General features: G+C 31.7%; 17 protein-coding genes. 16 read left to right on the forward strand and 1 reads right to left on the reverse strand.

The window, feature by feature from the left end:
* The first annotated feature begins 77 nt into the window (after nt 1-77).
* The 13 genes from priA to KQI88_RS13185 all read left to right on the forward strand — a co-directional run bounded on the left by priA (nt 78) and on the right by KQI88_RS13185 (nt 13,285).
* Nucleotides 78-2,564 carry a primosomal protein N' gene (gene priA / locus KQI88_RS13125; protein ID WP_216418059.1) on the forward strand — a complete coding sequence of 829 codons (2,487 nt, stop codon included), beginning with the start codon at nt 78-80 and terminating at the stop codon, nt 2,562-2,564.
* Nucleotides 2,565-2,581: 17 nt separating this feature from the next.
* Nucleotides 2,582-3,025, forward strand: coding sequence for a peptide deformylase (def, locus tag KQI88_RS13130; protein WP_216418061.1), 444 nt, complete (start codon nt 2,582-2,584; stop codon nt 3,023-3,025).
* Nucleotides 3,026-3,035: 10 nt separating this feature from the next.
* On the forward strand, nt 3,036-3,968 hold the full coding sequence (fmt, locus tag KQI88_RS13135; protein ID WP_216418064.1) for a methionyl-tRNA formyltransferase: 933 nt from the start codon (nt 3,036-3,038) through the stop codon (nt 3,966-3,968).
* Between the two features lies 1 nt (nt 3,969).
* Nucleotides 3,970-4,752: a DUF116 domain-containing protein gene (locus tag KQI88_RS13140; protein WP_216418066.1), complete on the forward strand. Its 783-nt coding sequence runs from the start codon at nt 3,970-3,972 to the stop codon at nt 4,750-4,752.
* A gap of 82 nt (nt 4,753-4,834) precedes the next feature.
* Nucleotides 4,835-5,533, forward strand: a complete 699-nt coding sequence (locus tag KQI88_RS13145; RefSeq protein ID WP_216418068.1) for a zinc metallopeptidase — start codon at nt 4,835-4,837, stop codon at nt 5,531-5,533.
* Nucleotides 5,534-5,609: 76 nt separating this feature from the next.
* Nucleotides 5,610-6,947, forward strand: coding sequence for a 16S rRNA (cytosine(967)-C(5))-methyltransferase RsmB (gene rsmB / locus KQI88_RS13150; RefSeq protein ID WP_216418070.1), 1,338 nt, complete (start codon nt 5,610-5,612; stop codon nt 6,945-6,947).
* 25 nt (nt 6,948-6,972) lie between these two features.
* A complete protein-coding gene (gene rlmN / locus KQI88_RS13155; protein ID WP_246579304.1) occupies nt 6,973-8,013 on the forward strand; it encodes a 23S rRNA (adenine(2503)-C(2))-methyltransferase RlmN in 1,041 nt (346 codons plus the stop codon).
* A 49-nt stretch (nt 8,014-8,062) separates the two neighbouring features.
* On the forward strand, nt 8,063-8,812 hold the full coding sequence (locus tag KQI88_RS13160) for a Stp1/IreP family PP2C-type Ser/Thr phosphatase (protein ID WP_216418073.1): 750 nt from the start codon (nt 8,063-8,065) through the stop codon (nt 8,810-8,812).
* 4 nt (nt 8,813-8,816) lie between these two features.
* Complete coding sequence (gene pknB / locus KQI88_RS13165; protein WP_216418075.1) at nt 8,817-10,811, forward strand: Stk1 family PASTA domain-containing Ser/Thr kinase; 1,995 nt, start codon at nt 8,817-8,819, stop codon at nt 10,809-10,811.
* Between the two features lie 11 nt (nt 10,812-10,822).
* Entirely contained in the window at nt 10,823-11,701 is an 879-nt protein-coding gene (gene rsgA / locus KQI88_RS13170) for a ribosome small subunit-dependent GTPase A (RefSeq protein WP_216418077.1), read from the forward strand.
* A gap of 3 nt (nt 11,702-11,704) precedes the next feature.
* Nucleotides 11,705-12,361: a ribulose-phosphate 3-epimerase gene (gene rpe, locus KQI88_RS13175; RefSeq protein WP_216418079.1), complete on the forward strand. Its 657-nt coding sequence runs from the start codon at nt 11,705-11,707 to the stop codon at nt 12,359-12,361.
* Between the two features lie 21 nt (nt 12,362-12,382).
* Entirely contained in the window at nt 12,383-13,024 is a 642-nt protein-coding gene (locus KQI88_RS13180) for a thiamine diphosphokinase (RefSeq protein ID WP_216418081.1), read from the forward strand.
* A gap of 96 nt (nt 13,025-13,120) precedes the next feature.
* On the forward strand, nt 13,121-13,285 hold the full coding sequence (locus KQI88_RS13185; protein WP_216418083.1) for a hypothetical protein: 165 nt from the start codon (nt 13,121-13,123) through the stop codon (nt 13,283-13,285).
* Between the two features lie 60 nt (nt 13,286-13,345).
* Here the strand turns inward: KQI88_RS13185 and rpmB are convergent, their stop codons facing one another.
* Nucleotides 13,346-13,537, reverse strand: coding sequence for a 50S ribosomal protein L28 (rpmB, locus tag KQI88_RS13190; protein ID WP_212378268.1), 192 nt, complete (start codon nt 13,535-13,537; stop codon nt 13,346-13,348).
* A gap of 347 nt (nt 13,538-13,884) precedes the next feature.
* Here rpmB and KQI88_RS13195 point away from each other — a divergent pair, with 347 nt between their 5' ends.
* The 3 genes from KQI88_RS13195 (at nt 13,885) to recG (ending at nt 18,044) form a co-directional block, all read left to right on the forward strand.
* The gene (locus KQI88_RS13195) at nt 13,885-14,241 is read left to right on the forward strand and encodes an Asp23/Gls24 family envelope stress response protein (RefSeq protein ID WP_212378266.1); all 357 of its coding nucleotides are present in this window, start codon (nt 13,885-13,887) and stop codon (nt 14,239-14,241) included.
* Between the two features lie 57 nt (nt 14,242-14,298).
* On the forward strand, nt 14,299-15,903 hold the full coding sequence (locus KQI88_RS13200) for a DAK2 domain-containing protein (RefSeq protein WP_216418507.1): 1,605 nt from the start codon (nt 14,299-14,301) through the stop codon (nt 15,901-15,903).
* Nucleotides 15,904-15,986: 83 nt separating this feature from the next.
* Nucleotides 15,987-18,044, forward strand: a complete 2,058-nt coding sequence (gene recG, locus KQI88_RS13205) for an ATP-dependent DNA helicase RecG (RefSeq protein WP_216418085.1) — start codon at nt 15,987-15,989, stop codon at nt 18,042-18,044.
* Nucleotides 18,045-18,084 lie beyond the last annotated feature (40 nt).

Consider the following 18,084-nt stretch of genomic DNA (forward strand, 5'->3'; position numbering starts at 1 on the left):
ACGAAGTTTAAAAATTTAAGTGCGACATGAAGCGTTGCGAAAGCAATAGCATAATTTTGTTATAAGGAGGTGGGCTCTTGAACAAGGAATTTAAAATAGTACAGGTAATAGTAAATAATAATAGCTATCAAACTGATAAATTATTTGACTATGAAATCCCCACCCATTTATATAATAAAATAACTAGAGGAATGCGAGTAATGGTTCCATTCGGCAGAGGAAACCAAAGACTTGAAGCCTATGTATTTAATGTAACTACCTCGTCTGCCAAAGACATGAAGTTAAAAAAAGTACTTGCGGTTATAGATGAGCAACCTATTTTATCAGAACATCAATTAAGACTAGCATTTTGGATGAAAAATCAATATTTATGCAAATACATTGAAGCTATACATTGTCTAATACCTAAGGGTATGATAAATAAAGAAAGAAAATTAATTATATTAGTAAATAATCAGTGGGATACATTAATTTCCCCTAGTCAACGTAAATTGAAAAATATACTTACTACAATAAATGATTTAGGTGGAAAGGTATATTTAGATTTGTTAATGCAACACGTAGATTATAAGGAAATTAACGATGCTATTAAAACTTTGCTTGAAAAAAATATAATTGATATAAAATATGAATTTAATAGTAAAATAAATATAAAGACAGAGCGATATGTATATATAAATGTGAAGGATAACAGATGGAATGAAGTTTTAGCTTCGTTAAAAAATGCTAAAAAGCAAAAAGTATCCTTAGAAATATTAAAACAACAGGGTGAGTGTAGTGTAAAAGAATTGTTATATATGGCCAATACTGGAATGACAACATTGAATAGTTTAAAAGATAAAGGGTATATAGGTTTTATGGATGTAGAGGTTAAGAGGGATCCATTTGCTAATAAAAGCTTTTCAGCCTTTCCAAAGCCTGTTCCTAATAAAGAGCAGCAAATGGCCATAGATAGAATAGGTAATTCTATAAAAAATAATATAAATGATAGATACTTAATACACGGTATTACAGGTAGCGGAAAAACTGAAATTTATCTACAATTGATAGAAAAGGTATTAGAAAAGGGCAAACAAGGAATTGTTTTAGTCCCTGAAATCTCCCTTACCCCTCAGACTGTATCAAGATTTATGGGAAGATTTGGCGACAGAATAGCTGTACTTCATAGTAGTCTTTCTGATGGAGAAAGATACGATGAATGGCGAAGAATTGCAATGAATGAGGTAGATATCGTGATAGGTGCACGATCCGCTATTTTTGCACCTCTTAAAAATCTAGGAATTATTATTATAGACGAGGAGCATGAACATACTTATAAATCTGATCAGACTCCACGATACATGGCTACTGATATTGCGGAGTATCGTAGTCAATTAGAAAACACGGTACTAGTTTTGGGATCTGCTACGCCATCCATGGAAACCTACCATAAAGCTTTAAATGGTAAGCTAGATTTAATTACTTTAACAAAAAGAGCTACAGATGCAAAGCTTCCCCATATTGAAGTAGTTAATATGACAGAAGAACTAGAACTAGGAAATACAGCAGTTTTTAGCAGTCAATTAATAGCTGCAATGGAGGAAAATCTTAAAAACCAAAAGCAGACTATTTTATTTTTAAATCGTCGGGGACATTCTAGTGTTATATCATGTAAAAGCTGTGGTTACGTTTTGAAATGTGAGCATTGTGACATTACAATGACATTTCATAGAACAGATGAAAGACTGAAATGTCATTATTGCGGGCAGATGAAGCATGTACCAGCAGTATGTCCTAGTTGTAATAGTGATAGCGTTAAATATTCAGGGACAGGAACCCAAAAAATTGAGGATTTAGTTAAGCACTATTTGCCAACTGCAAGAATTATGCGGATGGACATGGACACTACAAGCCGTAAAGGTTCTCATGAGAAAATACTTGAAAGTTTTAAAAATCAAGAGGTTGATATTCTTATAGGTACTCAGATGATATCTAAGGGGTTAGATTTCCCTAATGTTACTCTTGTAGGTATTATTTCAGCTGATTCTGCATTGAATTTACCAGACTTTAGGGCAGCAGAAAGAACCTTTCAGTTGGTTACTCAAGTAGCAGGTCGGGCTGGTAGAGGCTTAGAAGAAGGCCGAGTAATTCTTCAAACCTACGAACCAAATCATTATAGTATTATAGCATCACGAAATCACGATTATGAAAAGTTTTTTCAAGATGAATTGATAATTAGAAAAGAATTTTATTATCCACCATTTACTAACTTAATTTTATTAAACTTTTCTGGTAAGGATGAAAAAACAGTTGATTATGCAGCTAATTCAGTTGCAAATCACATTAAATATATTTTAAATTCTCAAGGGTACAATACTTTTGATTATAATATTTTGGGTCCTAATCCAAGTATGATAAGTAAAATAAAAGAAAACTATAGATATCAAATTTTACTAAAGGATGTGGAGGTACCGTTTGGATTATTAAAAAAGGCTGTAAAGTACTTATTAATAGATAATAGAAATAAATATATTCCACAAAATTTAACTTGTAGTATTGATATAAATCCATTTACAATTATTTAATATCGGAGGTAGAAAATATGGCAATTAGAATTATTCGTAAAGAAGATGATCCAGTACTTAGAAAGACTTCAAAGATAGTTGATAAAATCGACGATAAAATTCTTTATTTACTAGATGATATGATAGAAACAATGTATGATGCAGATGGAGTAGGACTTGCCGCTCCACAGGTTGGAATTTTAAAAAGAGTCATAGTTATTGATGTAGGCGAAGGTATAATAGAATTAATAAATCCTGAGATTATATATGAAGAAGGTAGTCAATGTGATTCTGAAGGATGTCTTAGTTTACCTGGAGCTACAGGAGAAGTTATAAGACCAGCTATTGTTAGAGTTAAAGGTCTAAATAGAAAAGGACAGGAAATTATTATTGAAGGTGAAGAATTTTTAGCTAGAGCACTCTGTCACGAAATTGATCACTTAAATGGAATATTGTTTACAGATAGAGTTGAAAAGAAATAGGGGTGATTTAATGAAAATAATTTATATGGGGACTCCAGAATTTGCTGTTCCTTGCTTGGAGACTTTGGTAAATAGTAAACATGAGGTAGTTGGTGTTTTTACACGGCCAGATAAGCCGAGTGGCAGAGGTCAAAAAGTTAATATAACTCCTGTAAAGGAAAAGGCTTTAGAACATAATATTCCTATATTTCAGCCAACTACTTTAAAAAATGAGGATGTAATTAATGAAATAAAAGAGTTAAATCCAGATATTATTATAGTTGTAGCCTATGGTCAAATTTTACCTAAAAAAATTCTTCAAATACCTAAGTATGGCTGTATTAATGTCCATGCTTCACTATTACCAAAATATCGTGGTGCAGGACCTATTAACTGGGTTATTATTAATGGTGAGAAAAAGACTGGAATTACTACAATGTATATGGATGTTGGTCTAGATACAGGTGATATGCTGTTAAAGGAAGAAATCGAAATAGGTAAGGATGAAACAGCCAGCGAGCTGCACGATCGTTTAATGGAACTTGGCGCTAAGGTATTAGATAAAACAATAGAACTATTAGAAACTAATGAAATAATGGCTATTCCTCAAAATCATGACAATTCATCCTATGCACCAATGCTTACTAAAGATCTTGGTAAAATTGATTGGAGTAAGTCTGCAAAAGAAATAAAAGATCTAATTAGAGGAACAATTCCATGGCCGACCGCTTACACAACTTATAATGGTCAGGTTATGAAAATATGGAAAAGTAGAATAATTGAAAGTAACAAGGAGCATGCACCAGGAAAAATTTTAGAAATAACAAAGGAATATATACTTGTTGCTACGGGTAAAAATATATTAGCTATTGAAGAAATACAATTTAGTGGCAAGAAAAGAATGAGTGTAAAGGATTATTTAATAGGGAATAATATTGAAGAAAATAAGAATTTAGGTGAATAGTATGGAGATTCAAAATGAGTCAAAGAAAAACATTGTATATAGGAAATTTGTTTTTCTACTAGTACTCATGTTTAGTATAATAGCCCTTTCTGTAACAACTTTAATGTTACTTGCAAAAGGACAAAATCAATATTTTTACAAGTTTACATTTTTCATTATAACTATAACTCTAGCTGGAGTAGGTGTATTGTTATTATCTATTATTATTACAGTTATTCTTTTGTGGTATGACTATCCTATACCTAAAGCTTCTAAAAGAATATTGGAACTCTCCATTACAGTGATATATCCAATGATACTTTTTTTAGGTAAGTTATTAAAATATAACGAAAATACTATAAGAAGAGCTTTTACGGAGCTAAATAATAAGTTAGTATTTAGTAATGAATATAATATAGAGGGAAAGAATATATTAATTTTGACCCCCCATTGCATTCAAAAATCTTTATGTCCTCACAAAATTACTACAGATATTAAAAATTGTAAACGATGTGGTAATTGTAATGTAGATAATCTTATAGGTTTGGAAGAAAAGTATGGAGTAAACTTTAGAGTAGTGACTGGGGGCACTTTAGCAAGAAAGATAATTGTAGATGCACAACCTAAAGCTATTGTTGCTATAGCATGTGAAAGAGATTTAATTAGTGGGCTACAGGACGTAAAAAAGCTACCAGTTATTGCAGTAGTAAACAGACGGCCAGAAGGCCCATGTGTTAATACTTTAGTTGATTTAGACGAAGTTGAAAGAGCGATTAAGCATTTTTTATTATCTAAGAAAGAATAGATTTTGTAATCATTAAAAGTTACTAAACATGAAGCCTTGCGAGAGAAACAGCACAATTTTGTAAATGTAAAGGAGTGATACTATGTTTTATCCATATGGATTTGGTTTTGATCCAACTATGATTTTTCTGATTCCATCTATTATATTTGCTATGTATGCTCAAGCTAAGGTTAGAACAACCTTTGCAAAATATTTAAGAGTAAATGGAAAAAAAGGATATACAGGATATCAAGTTGCCCGATATATATTAGATCATAATGGAATGAGAGATGTTCCAATTGAACTAACTAGGGGTCAGTTAAGCGATCACTATGATCCAAGGAAAAGAGTCGTACGTCTATCTAATGAGGTATACCATAGTACATCATTAGCATCCATTAGTGTTGCAGCCCACGAAACAGGTCATGCAATTCAACATGCTCATGGATATATACCTCTTAGTTTTAGAAATGCAATTTTCCCAGTAGCCAGCTTTGGATCACAAGCGGCGTGGTTCTTTGTTATTTTTGGTCTTATAATGTCAGCCCCAACCTTGGTAAATATAGGAATATTACTATTTACGGCTGCTGTGCTATTTCAAGTTATTACTCTTCCTGTGGAGTTTAATGCTAGTAGTAGAGCGATGAGATTATTAGATGAGGGTGGTTTTATTGTAGGAGATGAATATAATCACTCTAAAAAAGTACTAAGAGCAGCAGCTCTTACTTATGTAGCAGCTATGGCTACAGCAGTATCTCAATTAATCCGATTACTTCTTATAAGAGGTCAGCGAAGAGACTAAAAGGCGTCGAGCACGCCTTTTTATTTTTATAATCTAAGGAAATATAAATTTTTTAATTTATACAGGAGGCAAGAATATGAACCCAAGAGAAGGAGCATTAATAACTTTATATGAAATAAATGAAAAGGAAGCCTTTTCAAATATCGCTTTAAATAAGGAATTGAGAAGAAATTCTTACAATCAATTAGATAAAAATTTATTGACGGAGCTTGTTTACGGTGCCTTAGAAAATCAAATTTATATTGACTATATAATAGGACAGTTTTCAACCTTTGCCATAAAGCAAATGAATCCATATACATTAAACCTATTAAGGCTTGGAATATATCAATTACTTTTTTTAAATAAAGTACCTAGCTTTGCAGCTGTAAATGAAACTGTAAATCTATCAAAAAAGTATTGCAAAAAAACAACAGGATTTATAAATGGAGTCTTAAGAAATGTTCAACGAAATATGAAAAATATTAAATTACCCAACCCTGAGGAGAACATTGTTAAATATTTATCTGTAAAGTATTCACATCCAGAATGGTTGGTTAAAACATTTTTAAATAATTTTGATAAGGATTTTGCAGAAGAACTTTTAAAAGCTAACAATACTAAGCCAGAGCTGTATTTTCGTATAAATACACTAAAAATATCCATAGATGACTGTATAAGGCTCCTTACTGATGAAGGTTACACAGTAAAGCAAAGCTCATTGATAAAGGAGGCAGTTGTTGTTAAAGGATTGCAGAATATAGAGCAATCTAATTTATATAAAAAAGGATATATTCAAATACAAGATTTTAGCTCCATGCTAGTTGCTAAAATTCTAGATCCTAAGGAAGGCGAATATGTAATTGACGTATGTAGCGCTCCAGGAGGTAAAACCACCCATATGGCTCAAATAATGAACAATAAGGGGACAATAATCGCTAGGGATATTCATGAGCATAAATTAAAACTTGTAGAGAGAAATGCTCAAAGACTAGGTATAAAAATTATTAATACAGAAAATTTTAGTGGAAATAATTTAGATGAAAAACTATTAAATATGGCGGATAAAGTACTGGTAGATGCCCCTTGCTCTGGACTCGGAATTATTCGTAGGAAACCCGAAATAAAATATAGAAAACAAGATGAAGATATAAAATCCATTACAGCTATGCAGTATGATATACTTAAAAATGCAGCTAAATACGTAAAAATAGGCGGGGAATTAGTCTATAGTACCTGTACTATAAATACTAGAGAAAATGAGGATATCGTACAGAAGTTTTTAAAGGACAATCCTAATTATGTTCTAATTAACATTAATGAGGAGTACAAAGACTTTCTTCCAGGTGAGCATAATAATGGTACTGTACAACTTTATCCTAATTTGCATAATACGGATGGATTTTTCATTTCCAAGATAAAACGAATTAAGTAGAGAATTCGGGAGGCTAATTATAATTATGGAAAAAAAAGATTTATTAAGTTTAACATTGGCAGAGATAGAAGAACTGCTAGTTAGTATGGATGAAAAAAAGTTTAGAGGGAAACAAATATTTCAATGGATTAATAAAGGAATTAAAGACTTTGATGAAATGACAAATTTATCTAAAGCTCTAAGAGACAAACTAGAGGAACATACCTATATCACTAATATCAAAATTGAAGAAAAATTAGTTTCCAGTATAGATGGTACAATAAAATACTTATTTTTATTGGATGATTATAATATAATAGAAGGTGTAGTTATGAAATATAATCATGGGCTAACTGCTTGTATTTCCACACAGGTTGGTTGTGCTATGGGATGTAGCTTTTGTGCATCTACACTTGAAGGCCTAGTTAGAAACTTAAGAGCTGGGGAAATGATAGATCAAATACTAACAATGCAGAATGATATAGGGGATAGAATTTCTAACATAGTATTGATGGGAAGTGGGGAGCCATTAAATAATTTTGATGAGACTATAAATTTCCTTAACATAATAAATGATAAAAATGGCTTAAATATCGGAAATAGACACATTACTCTATCAACTTCAGGACTGGTGCCACAAATTAAAGCCTTAGCTGATTTACAAATACCTATTAACTTAGCTATATCTTTACATGCTCCTAATGATGAGCTAAGAAGAAAGACAATGCCCATAGCTAAAAAGTATTCTATTAAAGAATTAATAGATAGTTGTAGGTATTATATTGATAAAACTAGTCGCAGAATAACCTTCGAATATGCTTTAATAAAAGGGGTTAATGATGGACAAAAAGATGCTAATGAGCTGTCTACTCTATTAAAGGGTATGCTTTGTCATGTAAATCTAATACCTGTAAATAGTGTAGAGGAAAGAGGATATAAAAAGCCGAGTATAGAGGCTATTAAGAGCTTCCAACAAGTATTAAAAAAATCAGGTATAGAAGCAACTGTTAGAAGAGAAATGGGTTCCGATATTAATGCAGCCTGTGGTCAACTAAGAAGAAAACATTTACAAAACCAACAAAAATGATAAAATAATATGAACAGCAAGATTAGATATAAAGGGGGGCGAGCAAAAGATGAATGTTAGTGCTATTTCAGATATTGGAAAGGTAAGAGATATTAATGAAGATAATTATTGTATTTCTGAAAAGGGTTATGGGTTATTTATAGTGGCTGATGGTATGGGTGGTCATAATGCAGGAGAAATTGCTAGCTTTCTTGCTGTCAATAGTATTAAAGACCATATTACTAAATATGTTTCTATAGATATGGAAGAACAATCTATAAAGGGAATTATATATGAAGCCTTTAATCGTGCAAATGAAAGAATTCTTATTCATGCAAATGAAAATTTGTCTTGTGATGGAATGGGAACAACCGCAACACTAGTATTGAAAATTAATTCTATTCTTTATATAGGACATGTAGGTGATAGTAGGGCTTATCTTATTAGAGATGGTGCTATAGAGCAAATAACTCAGGATCATTCTCTGGTTGCAGAACTAGTTAGAAGCGGTAGTATTACTGAAATGGAAGCAATGAAGCACCCCCAAAAAAATGTTATTACCCGAGCACTAGGAACAAGTCAAAGTATTAAAGTGGATATCTTTACCATTGACTTTAATGCTGCAGATGCTCTAGTTTTATGTACAGATGGTTTAAGTAATTTTGTAGATAATTATGAGATACAAAAGGTTGTATCAGAACTTAAAGATAGTAATGAAGCATGCGAAAGGTTGGTATCAATGGCAAATAAAAGAGGTGGCTATGATAATATTACAGTATTAGTCGCAAAAAATAATGAGAAAAATATAGAGAGTAGGTGAATATATGATTGGTAAAATATTAGGTAATCGATATGAAATTGTTGAAAAGATAGGCGGAGGCGGGATGGCATTAGTATATAAGGCTAAATGCAACCTATTAAATCGTTACGTTGCAATTAAAGTATTAAGACCAGAATTTATTAACGATAAAGATTTACTAGATAAGTTTAGAAAAGAATCCCAAGCTGCTGCTAGCTTATCTCATCCTAATATAGTTAATGTGTACGATGTAGGAGAAGAAGATGGTGTATATTATATTGTTATGGAGTATGTAGATGGAAAAACCTTAAAAGAGTTAATTAAGGAGAAGGGAAAGCTGTCTAAGAATGAAATATTGGATTTTACAAGACAAATAGCCTTAGCATTAAAACATGCTCACTCCAATCATATTGTTCATCGAGATATTAAGCCTCATAATATTTTAGTAACAGAGGATAATAGAGCGAAGGTTACAGATTTTGGAATTGCCTTAGCTGCTACCTCATCTACAATTACCAATACTGGAAGTATAATTGGTTCTGTTCATTATTTTGCTCCAGAACAGGCTAGAGGAGGCTATACTGATGAAAAATCGGACCTGTATTCTTTGGGTATTGTTATGTATGAAATGGCCACTGGAAGAGTACCCTTTGAAGGAGATGCACCAATTACAATTGCATTAAAACATATTCAGGAAAAGCCAGAACCTCCTTCTAAGTATAATCCTTCTATTTCAAAGGGGTTAGAAGCTATAATTATTAAGTTAACCCAAAAAGAGCAGTCTGCTAGATATGCTAATGCTTCTGCATTAATAGAAGACTTATATAAAATAAAAAATAATTTTGATTTAGATGATATTGATAATACTTTAAAAATCGAAGATTCCCCGACTCAAATTATTCCAATGGTTACTGCCAATGAGATAAGACAATTAACTGATAGCCAAGATGAAGTAAAAACTATGAATATAAAAAATAAAAAAGGTAAAAAAGATAATAGTAAAAAAGATAATAAACGTAAACTTGTAATTGGATCTGCTATTGCTGCTGCATTAGTTGCTGCTTTAGTATTTACATTTGCTTTCTTTTATATATCCGATTTATTTAAGGTAGAGGATGTAAAGGTGCCAAATTTTGTTGGTATGAATATTGAAAAGGCTGAAAAATTGGCAGAGGATACAGGGCTAAGATTAAATAAAAGTACAGAATATAATAGTAAGGTTCCAAAGGATGAAATAATCAATCAAACAACTCGGGAAGGCATGATGGTTAGAAAAGGCTTTGAAGTTAAAGTAATTGTTAGTGAAGGAAGTAAACTAGTTCCTGTTCCCGATTTACGTAATGAAAATGCTACAAATGCTGAAAGATTATTAAAAGATGCAGGATTAGAGCCAGGAGAAGTAAGTGAAGATTCTAGTGATGAGTACCCTATAGGAACTATTATTGATCAGAATCCACGTCAAGGGGTTCAAGTTGCTACCGGATCTGCTGTAAATTATGTAGTGAGCACAGGTCCAAAGGTTCAAACTTTTCCTATGCCAAACCTATTAGGAAAAACTTTAGAGGAAGCTCGAAGTATACTAAAACAGTTTAAACTTGAAGAAGGAAGTATTACAGAAGAATATAGCGATGTATATGTAAGAGGCTATGTTATGGAACAAAATATTCCAGCTGATAAAGAAGTAAGTGAAGGATCTGTAGTTAATTTAGTCGTTAGTAAAGGAAGCGATGTGCCAGATCAAATGGAAGAAATAGAAGAAGGTGAAGATCAAGAAGGAACACAATCATCAGGAACTTCGACGAAATCTATTAGTATAAATTTAGAAGAGTATACAGGTATTGTTGATATAGAAATTTATCAAATAAATGGTTTGAAAAGTAAGAAAGTATATAGTGAAAAACATAATGCAGATGAAGCAAAAGGTCCTATTAGAGTAAATGTAAAAGGATCAGGTACTCAACAATTAGCTGTTTATCTAAATGGTGAGAAACAAGAGCCTAATGTAGAAGTTAATTTTTAGGGAGGTATTTAATGTATAGTGGTAGGTTGATAAAAGGGATCGGTGGTTTTTATTATGTTGATATTAATGGAGAAATATTTGAGTGCAAAGCTCGTGGTCTTTTTAGAAAAAAGAAGGTTGTTCCTGTAGTTGGAGATTACGTCGAAATAGATATTATAGATAAGGAAAACAAGAAGGGTGTCATAGAAAAGATTAATGAACGGCACAATGAATTAATTAGACCTTCTGTATCTAATATAGATCAAGCCATAGTTGTATTTGCAGTAACCCAGCCAGATCCCCACCTCTCACTCTTAGATCGATTTTTAGTATTGGCAGAAAGTCAGAAGCTAAATATAATTATTTGCCTTAATAAAATCGATTTACTAAAGGAAGAAGAGTATAGAGAAATTGTTAATATATATGCTTCTGCTGGTTACAAAGTAATACTAACTAGCAGTAAGCAGAATATAGGAATAAGTGATTTAAGAGAAGAGTTAAAAAATAAGACCACAGTGTTTGCAGGACCATCTGGAGTAGGTAAATCTACACTTTTAAATTACATCCATCCTAGGCTAAAGTTACAAACTGGCGAGATAAGTATAAAAATTGGACGGGGAAAACATACAACACGACATGCAGAACTTATGGCTGTTGAGGAAGATGGTTGGGTTGTAGATACTCCTGGATTTAGTTCTTTAAATATGGATTTTATCCATGAAGATGATCTACACTTTCATTTTCCAGAGTTTGTACCCTATATGGATAATTGTAAATTTAATTCCTGTAAGCATATAAATGAACCTAGCTGTGGTGTTAAAGAAGCAGTTGTATTAGGTGAAATATCTAAAAATAGATATACCAGTTATATTCAATTTATTGATGAGATTAGAAAGAGCAGGAGGTATTAACTTATGATGAAATTAGCTCCATCAATATTGTCAGCAGATTTTTCTAACTTATTAGCAGATATAAAAAAAGTCGAAGAGGCAGGCTGTGACCTTCTTCACATAGATGTAATGGATGGGCACTTTGTTCCAAATATTACAATAGGTCCACTTGTTATGGAAGGTCTTAAGGGTAAAACTAAGCTTCCTTTTGATGTACATTTAATGATAGAAAATCCAGATAGATATATTCCTCAGTTTGCTAAAGCAGGAGCTCACATAATATCTGTCCATAGTGAGGCTTGTATTCATTTGCATAGAACTATACAACTTATTAAAGATAATGGTGCAAAGGCAGCTGTTGCACTTAATCCTGCCACACCTTTAAATGTAATAGAGCATGTACTTGAGGACTTAGATATGGTTCTTATAATGACAGTTAATCCTGGATTTGGAGGACAAAGCTTTATTGAATCAAGCCTATCAAAAATAGAGGCATTAAGAAAAATAATAGATACTAGGGGACTTAATGTTGATATTCAAGTAGATGGTGGTATTAAAGTAGATAATGTTAAAAAGGTTATAGATGCTGGTGCCAATATAGTTGTTGCTGGTTCTGCCATATTTAATAGTGAAAATATTACACAAACAGTAAAACAATTTAGAGAAAATACTAATTTATAAATTGTAGATATGGAGGCAAAGATGAAAGTAACCGTAGTAACAAATGGTCATATTGAAAACATGAACATTTTAAAATCTGTTATTGAAAACAGTGATTATATTATTTGTGCAGATGGTGCAGCTAAATACTTAATGAAATTAAATATTTATCCAAATATATTGGTGGGAGATCTCGACTCCATTAACAAAGATGCCTTTCAGTGGATAGAAAACGGTGGAGTCAAGGTTCAGCAGTTTCCTGTAAAGAAGGATATGACAGATACGGAGTTAGCTATAGAATTTGCCTTAGAGCAGTCACCGAGTACAATAACTATTGTAGGTGCCATAGGCTCTCGTATGGACCATAGTTTAGGTAATATAATGTTACTGTATAAAATTCATAAAATGGGTATTAAGGCAAATATCATTAATGAGATAAACCATATTACTATAACAGATAGTACTATAAATGTAGCAGGGAAAATAGGACAAACTATTTCGGTAATACCTATTAGTGGAGATGTAAAGGGTGTTACATTAGAAGGGTTAGAATATCCTTTAACTAATCACGATATCGATATGGGAAGCTCTTTAGGTATTAGTAATAGATTTATAAAAGATAGGGCAACTATTTCAGTTAAAGAAGGAACTGTTTTAGTTATTAAGGTTTGTGACGAAGTATAATTTAAATGTCACTAAAAGTTGTTAGGACTTTTAGTGACATTTTTTACTGTTTATGAATAGAATAATAATATACTATTCTCTAAGGTAGGTGGTGATATGTTTAAAAGGAGAAGAAGGCATTCTTCATTAAAACTTACTGGATTAATAATTACAATAGTTGGAGCATTAATGTTCCTATATATTATTCCATTACAAATATGGTATCTTATTATTGCTGGTCTATTCGTAACAATAGGATTACTAATATTTAAAATATGTTAAATAAAAAAAGATACTCAATATAAAAAGCCGCCATTTAAATGGAGGCTTTTTTATATAAAATTATAAAGCTCTTTCAACTTTTCCAGAACGTAGGCATCTTGTACATACATTGATTCTCTTTGCTGTACCTTTAACTATAGCTCTAACTCTTCTTAAGTTAGGTTCCCAAGTTCTTCTGTTATGACGGTTGGAGTGACTGATCTGATTACCTGAAACTCTACCCTTATTACAAACTTCGCATACTCTTGCCACTACGAACACCTCCTTCAAGCCTAGCTCATCCTCTAAAACATAATAATAGTATCATATATAACAAATTTTTGCAATAATAATATTTTAATATATGCAAAATACAATGTTTTAGTAAATTGTTGATATAAAAATTTATTATGATTATGGTTATTGTTGAACTATTTTTGGTATTCATATACAATATAATATTATAATGTGATATTCTAGCTATCAGTATTTTAAAACATAATATATAATATGATATTATATATTATAGATATTTATACAACTATCACTATTTTAAGTATAATATTGTAAGTAAAGTGGGGAATAAATATAAGATAGAAGAAAATAAAGGAGGTTTTTTAATGCCAGGAAAATTAGTTACTAAATTAGGTACAATTATAATTGATGACCATGTTTTAACATCCATTGCAGGTGTTTCAGCTATGGAATGCTATGGAGTAGTAGGAATGGCTGCTAAATCTGCGGCTGGAGGCCTTGTAGAATTATTAAAAAGAGAGCAGTCTGGAAAAGGTGTGAAGGTACATACTGAGGAAGATGAAATAACAATTGATATATTCGTAATTGTAGAATTTGGTACCCGTATATCTGTAGTTGCAAATAATATCATAGAAAAAGTAAAATATAACATTGAGCATTTGACAGGAATGAACGTTAAAAAGGTTAATATTAATGTTCAGGGTGTCAGAGTGCAAAAGTAACTTAAGGAGGTACTAGTTGTGAAAATTGAATATATTGATGGGCATCTTTTAAAGAAAATGATAATATCTGGAGCACAGTCTCTGGAGACAAATAAAGAAATAGTTAATGCGCTTAACGTATTTCCTGTGCCTGATGGTGATACTGGTACTAATATGTCTTTAACTATGCAGTCAGCAGCAAAGGAAGTGAAAGGAACACAATCAGATTTGCTAGAAGATATTGCTAATGCTGCTGCTAATGGTTCTTTAATGGGTGCTAGAGGTAACTCTGGAGTAATTTTATCTCAGCTTTTTAGGGGATTTGCAAAGGGAGTTAAAGGCAAAAGTCGAATTCATACGAAGGACTTAGCAGAAGCGCTAAAATCCGGGGCAGATACTGCCTATAAGGCTGTAATGAAGCCAATAGAAGGTACTATTTTAACCGTTGCTAGAGAAAGTGCAGAAGCAGCTTTAATAATTGCTAACAAGGAAAAAGATATTGTTACATTTATTGAAAAAGTTATTAAATATGCGGAAAAATCATTAAGTAGGACACCAGAAATGCTTAAGGTGTTAAAGGATGCAGGGGTTGTTGACTCTGGTGGTAAAGGACTAGTATATATATATTTAGGTGCTTTAGGCGCAATTACTGGCAATATGCCTGTTATTGAAGAGGAAGCTATTGTAGATAATAGTTATATACATAATATAGAAGAAATCGACGGAGAAATTGAATTTGGATATTGTACAGAATTTATTATTCGTTCTAGTGCTGCAGATATTAATAAATTTAAGAAGATTATAGAGGGATATGGAGACTCTATGTTAGTTGTTGGTAATGATAGTGTTATAAAAGTACATATACATACTAATCATCCAGGTAAAGTTATGGAACATGCTTTAGAACTTGGATCTTTAAGCGACATTAAAATAGATAATATGAGATTACAACATAGACATGAGATATTTAAGCAAACTGAAGATAAAAACAATGTAAATACTGAAAATGCAATAGAAAAAGAAACGAAGAAGTATGGTTTTATTACAGTTACAATGGGAGAAGGTCTAACTAAAATATTTAAGGACTTTACTGTTGACCATGTAATAGAAGGTGGTCAAACTATGAACCCAAGCACAGAAGACTTTGTTAAGGCCATTGATAATATTAATGCTGAAACAATATTTATTTTACCTAACAATAGTAATATCTTTATGGCGGCTAATCAGGCTAAAGCTATTTCAAGTAAAAATATTATTGTAATTCCTTCAAAATCTGTGCCACAGGGATTATCAGCTTTATTAGCGTTTAACCTTGAATCTACTCCAGAGGAAAACGAAGAGACAATGATAGATGCAATTAAAGTAGTTAAAACAGGTCAGGTTACTTATGCGGTTAGAGATACTAGTTATAATGACTTAGAAATACATGAAGGTGATATTTTAGGAATTGGCGATAGCGAAATAAAATCCGTAGGAGAAAATATTAAAGAAGTATCTATAGAGCTCATAGAAGAAATGATAACTGACGAAAGTGAAATAATAACTATTTTTTATGGGTCTGATGTTACAGAGGAAGATACTAGAGAATTGCTTGAAGTATTAAAAAATAAATATGAAGATATAGATATTGAATTGTACTATGGTGGACAGCCATTATATTATTATATTTTCTCTATTGAATAGGGAGGTAGCGTGAGCTACTTCCCTTTAACATTATTACAACATTCTGTTATAATAGAGACAAAAAGATATTTGGAGTGTGTAGTATGAATATTTTAAAGCAGGATATTCAGTATATTAAAGGTGTTGGACCAAAGAAGGCTTATCTTTTAAAACGACTTAATATTAATACTGTTGAAGATATGATATGGTATATGCCTAGGGACTATGAGGATAGGAGAAATATAAAAAGGATTGCTAATTTAAGACCAGGAGAAAAGGCTACTTTCTATGGAATTATACTCGGTGAAGGCGATGTATCAAAGCCTAGAAAAAATCTTTCCTTAATTAAATTTAATGTTAAAGATGAAACTGGCAACATTGAAGTTATATTTTTTAATAAAACATATTTGAAAAAAACTTTAAATTCTGGTCAGAGAGTAATGATAAATGGAGAAATTAAAAAAGGATTCAAAGGCTTGCAAGTAGTTAATCCAATTATAGAAAAGGTAGATATGCTAGATACGGATAATAGACAGGGTATTGTCCCCATATATTCATTAACCGAAGGTTTAAGTCAAAATGAAATTATTTCAATACAAAAAAGGATTCTTCAAATAGTTAATGAATCCATAGAAGAATATTTACCAGAAGAAATTATGAATAGATGTAGGCTTTGTAATATAAAGTTTGCTCTAAACAACATTCATTTTCCAAGTAATGTTCAAGCCTTAAAAATAGCCAAATATAGATTGGTGTTTGAAGAATTTTTACTCTTACAGCTTGGACTTTTTAAAATAAAAACAGGTATAGTGCAAGATAAAAAAGGTATACCTCTTAAAAACAATAATGGAATAGAAGCCTTTATTAAAAAGTTACCATTTAAACTAACAAAAGCTCAAGAAAAGGTTTTTAATGAAATATCTAAAGACTTAGAAAGAGATACACCGATGAATAGGCTGGTTCAAGGAGACGTGGGCTCCGGAAAAACCATTGTGGCTATAGCAGCATTATTAAAATCAGTAATAAATGGCTATCAAGGTGCTTTTATGGCTCCCACAGAGATATTAGCAGAACAACACTATGTATCTTTAACTGAGTTACTCGAGCCTCTTGGAATTAAGGTAGGTCTTTTAGTAGGAAGTCTATCTAAAGGTGAGAAAAATAAAATATTAAATAAGGTTGAATCTGGGGAAATTAATATAATAATTGGTACTCATGCGCTTATCCAAGAAGGTGTAAAATTTTGCAATTTAGCCTTAGTAATTACAGACGAGCAACATAGATTTGGAGTAAGACAAAGAGCAATACTTGCTAGCAAAGGACAAAATCCTCATGTTTTAGTTATGACAGCCACGCCTATCCCTAGAACTTTAGCTCTAATATTGTATGGGGATTTAGATATATCAATTATAGATCATTTACCTCCAGGTAGAAAAACTATAAAAACCTATAGTCGTACTTCTAACAAAAGAGATGATATTTATAATTTTGTAAAAAAACAGTTAGATGAAGGTAGACAGGCTTATGTGGTTTGTCCATTAGTAGAGGAGTCGGAGGCTATAGAAGCTAAGTCAGCTACAGAAATTGCACATGAACTTTCCTATGATCTGTTAAATGGTTATAAAATTGGACTTCTCCATGGGAAAATGTTAGCTAAAGAGAAGGAAGAAATAATGGGTAATTTTAAAACAGGAAATATAGAAGTTTTGGTTTCTACTACGGTCATTGAAGTTGGTGTAAATGTTCCTAATGCAACTATTATGGTAGTAGAAAATGCAGAACGATTTGGTCTAGCTCAGCTCCATCAGTTAAGAGGTAGGGTAGGAAGAGGTAGTTATCAATCTTACTGTATTTTAATAAATAATAGTAAGTCGGAAATTTCTAAGGAACGCATGGATATAATGGAAAAAACGACTGATGGGTTCGTTATATCTGAAAAGGATTTAAAACTTAGAGGTCCTGGAGAATTTTTTGGTACTAGACAACACGGGTTACCAGAACTAAAAATCGCTAACTTGTTTAGACATATATCAGTACTAAAGACAGCACAAAAAGAAATAGAAAAAATGACTCATGCTGATCCAGATTTAACACTAAATAATTATCCATTGCTTAGAATAAAATTAGAAGAAAAGTTTCTATCTGTAGAAGAGGTTTTATAGAAAAACATTTTGTCTACTAATGTGTAGTGTGCTAAAATAA

This window comes from Alkaliphilus flagellatus (assembly GCF_018919215.1).
Lineage (GTDB): Bacteria > Bacillota > Clostridia > Peptostreptococcales > Natronincolaceae > Alkaliphilus_B > Alkaliphilus_B flagellatus.

Coding starts and splice junctions, on each gene's coding strand:
- def (WP_216418061.1), top strand. CDS start 2,582: ATGGCAATTAGAATTATTCGTAAAGAAGATGATCCAGTACTTAGAAAG.
- fmt (WP_216418064.1), top strand. CDS start 3,036: ATGAAAATAATTTATATGGGGACTCCAGAATTTGCTGTTCCTTGCTTG.
- KQI88_RS13140 (WP_216418066.1), top strand. CDS start 3,970: ATGGAGATTCAAAATGAGTCAAAGAAAAACATTGTATATAGGAAATTT.
- KQI88_RS13145 (WP_216418068.1), top strand. CDS start 4,835: ATGTTTTATCCATATGGATTTGGTTTTGATCCAACTATGATTTTTCTG.
- rsmB (WP_216418070.1), top strand. CDS start 5,610: ATGAACCCAAGAGAAGGAGCATTAATAACTTTATATGAAATAAATGAA.
- rlmN (WP_246579304.1), top strand. CDS start 6,973: ATGGAAAAAAAAGATTTATTAAGTTTAACATTGGCAGAGATAGAAGAA.
- KQI88_RS13160 (WP_216418073.1), top strand. CDS start 8,063: ATGAATGTTAGTGCTATTTCAGATATTGGAAAGGTAAGAGATATTAAT.
- pknB (WP_216418075.1), top strand. CDS start 8,817: ATGATTGGTAAAATATTAGGTAATCGATATGAAATTGTTGAAAAGATA.
- rsgA (WP_216418077.1), top strand. CDS start 10,823: ATGTATAGTGGTAGGTTGATAAAAGGGATCGGTGGTTTTTATTATGTT.
- rpe (WP_216418079.1), top strand. CDS start 11,705: ATGATGAAATTAGCTCCATCAATATTGTCAGCAGATTTTTCTAACTTA.
- KQI88_RS13180 (WP_216418081.1), top strand. CDS start 12,383: ATGAAAGTAACCGTAGTAACAAATGGTCATATTGAAAACATGAACATT.
- KQI88_RS13185 (WP_216418083.1), top strand. CDS start 13,121: ATGTTTAAAAGGAGAAGAAGGCATTCTTCATTAAAACTTACTGGATTA.
- KQI88_RS13195 (WP_212378266.1), top strand. CDS start 13,885: ATGCCAGGAAAATTAGTTACTAAATTAGGTACAATTATAATTGATGAC.
- KQI88_RS13200 (WP_216418507.1), top strand. CDS start 14,299: ATGATAATATCTGGAGCACAGTCTCTGGAGACAAATAAAGAAATAGTT.
- recG (WP_216418085.1), top strand. CDS start 15,987: ATGAATATTTTAAAGCAGGATATTCAGTATATTAAAGGTGTTGGACCA.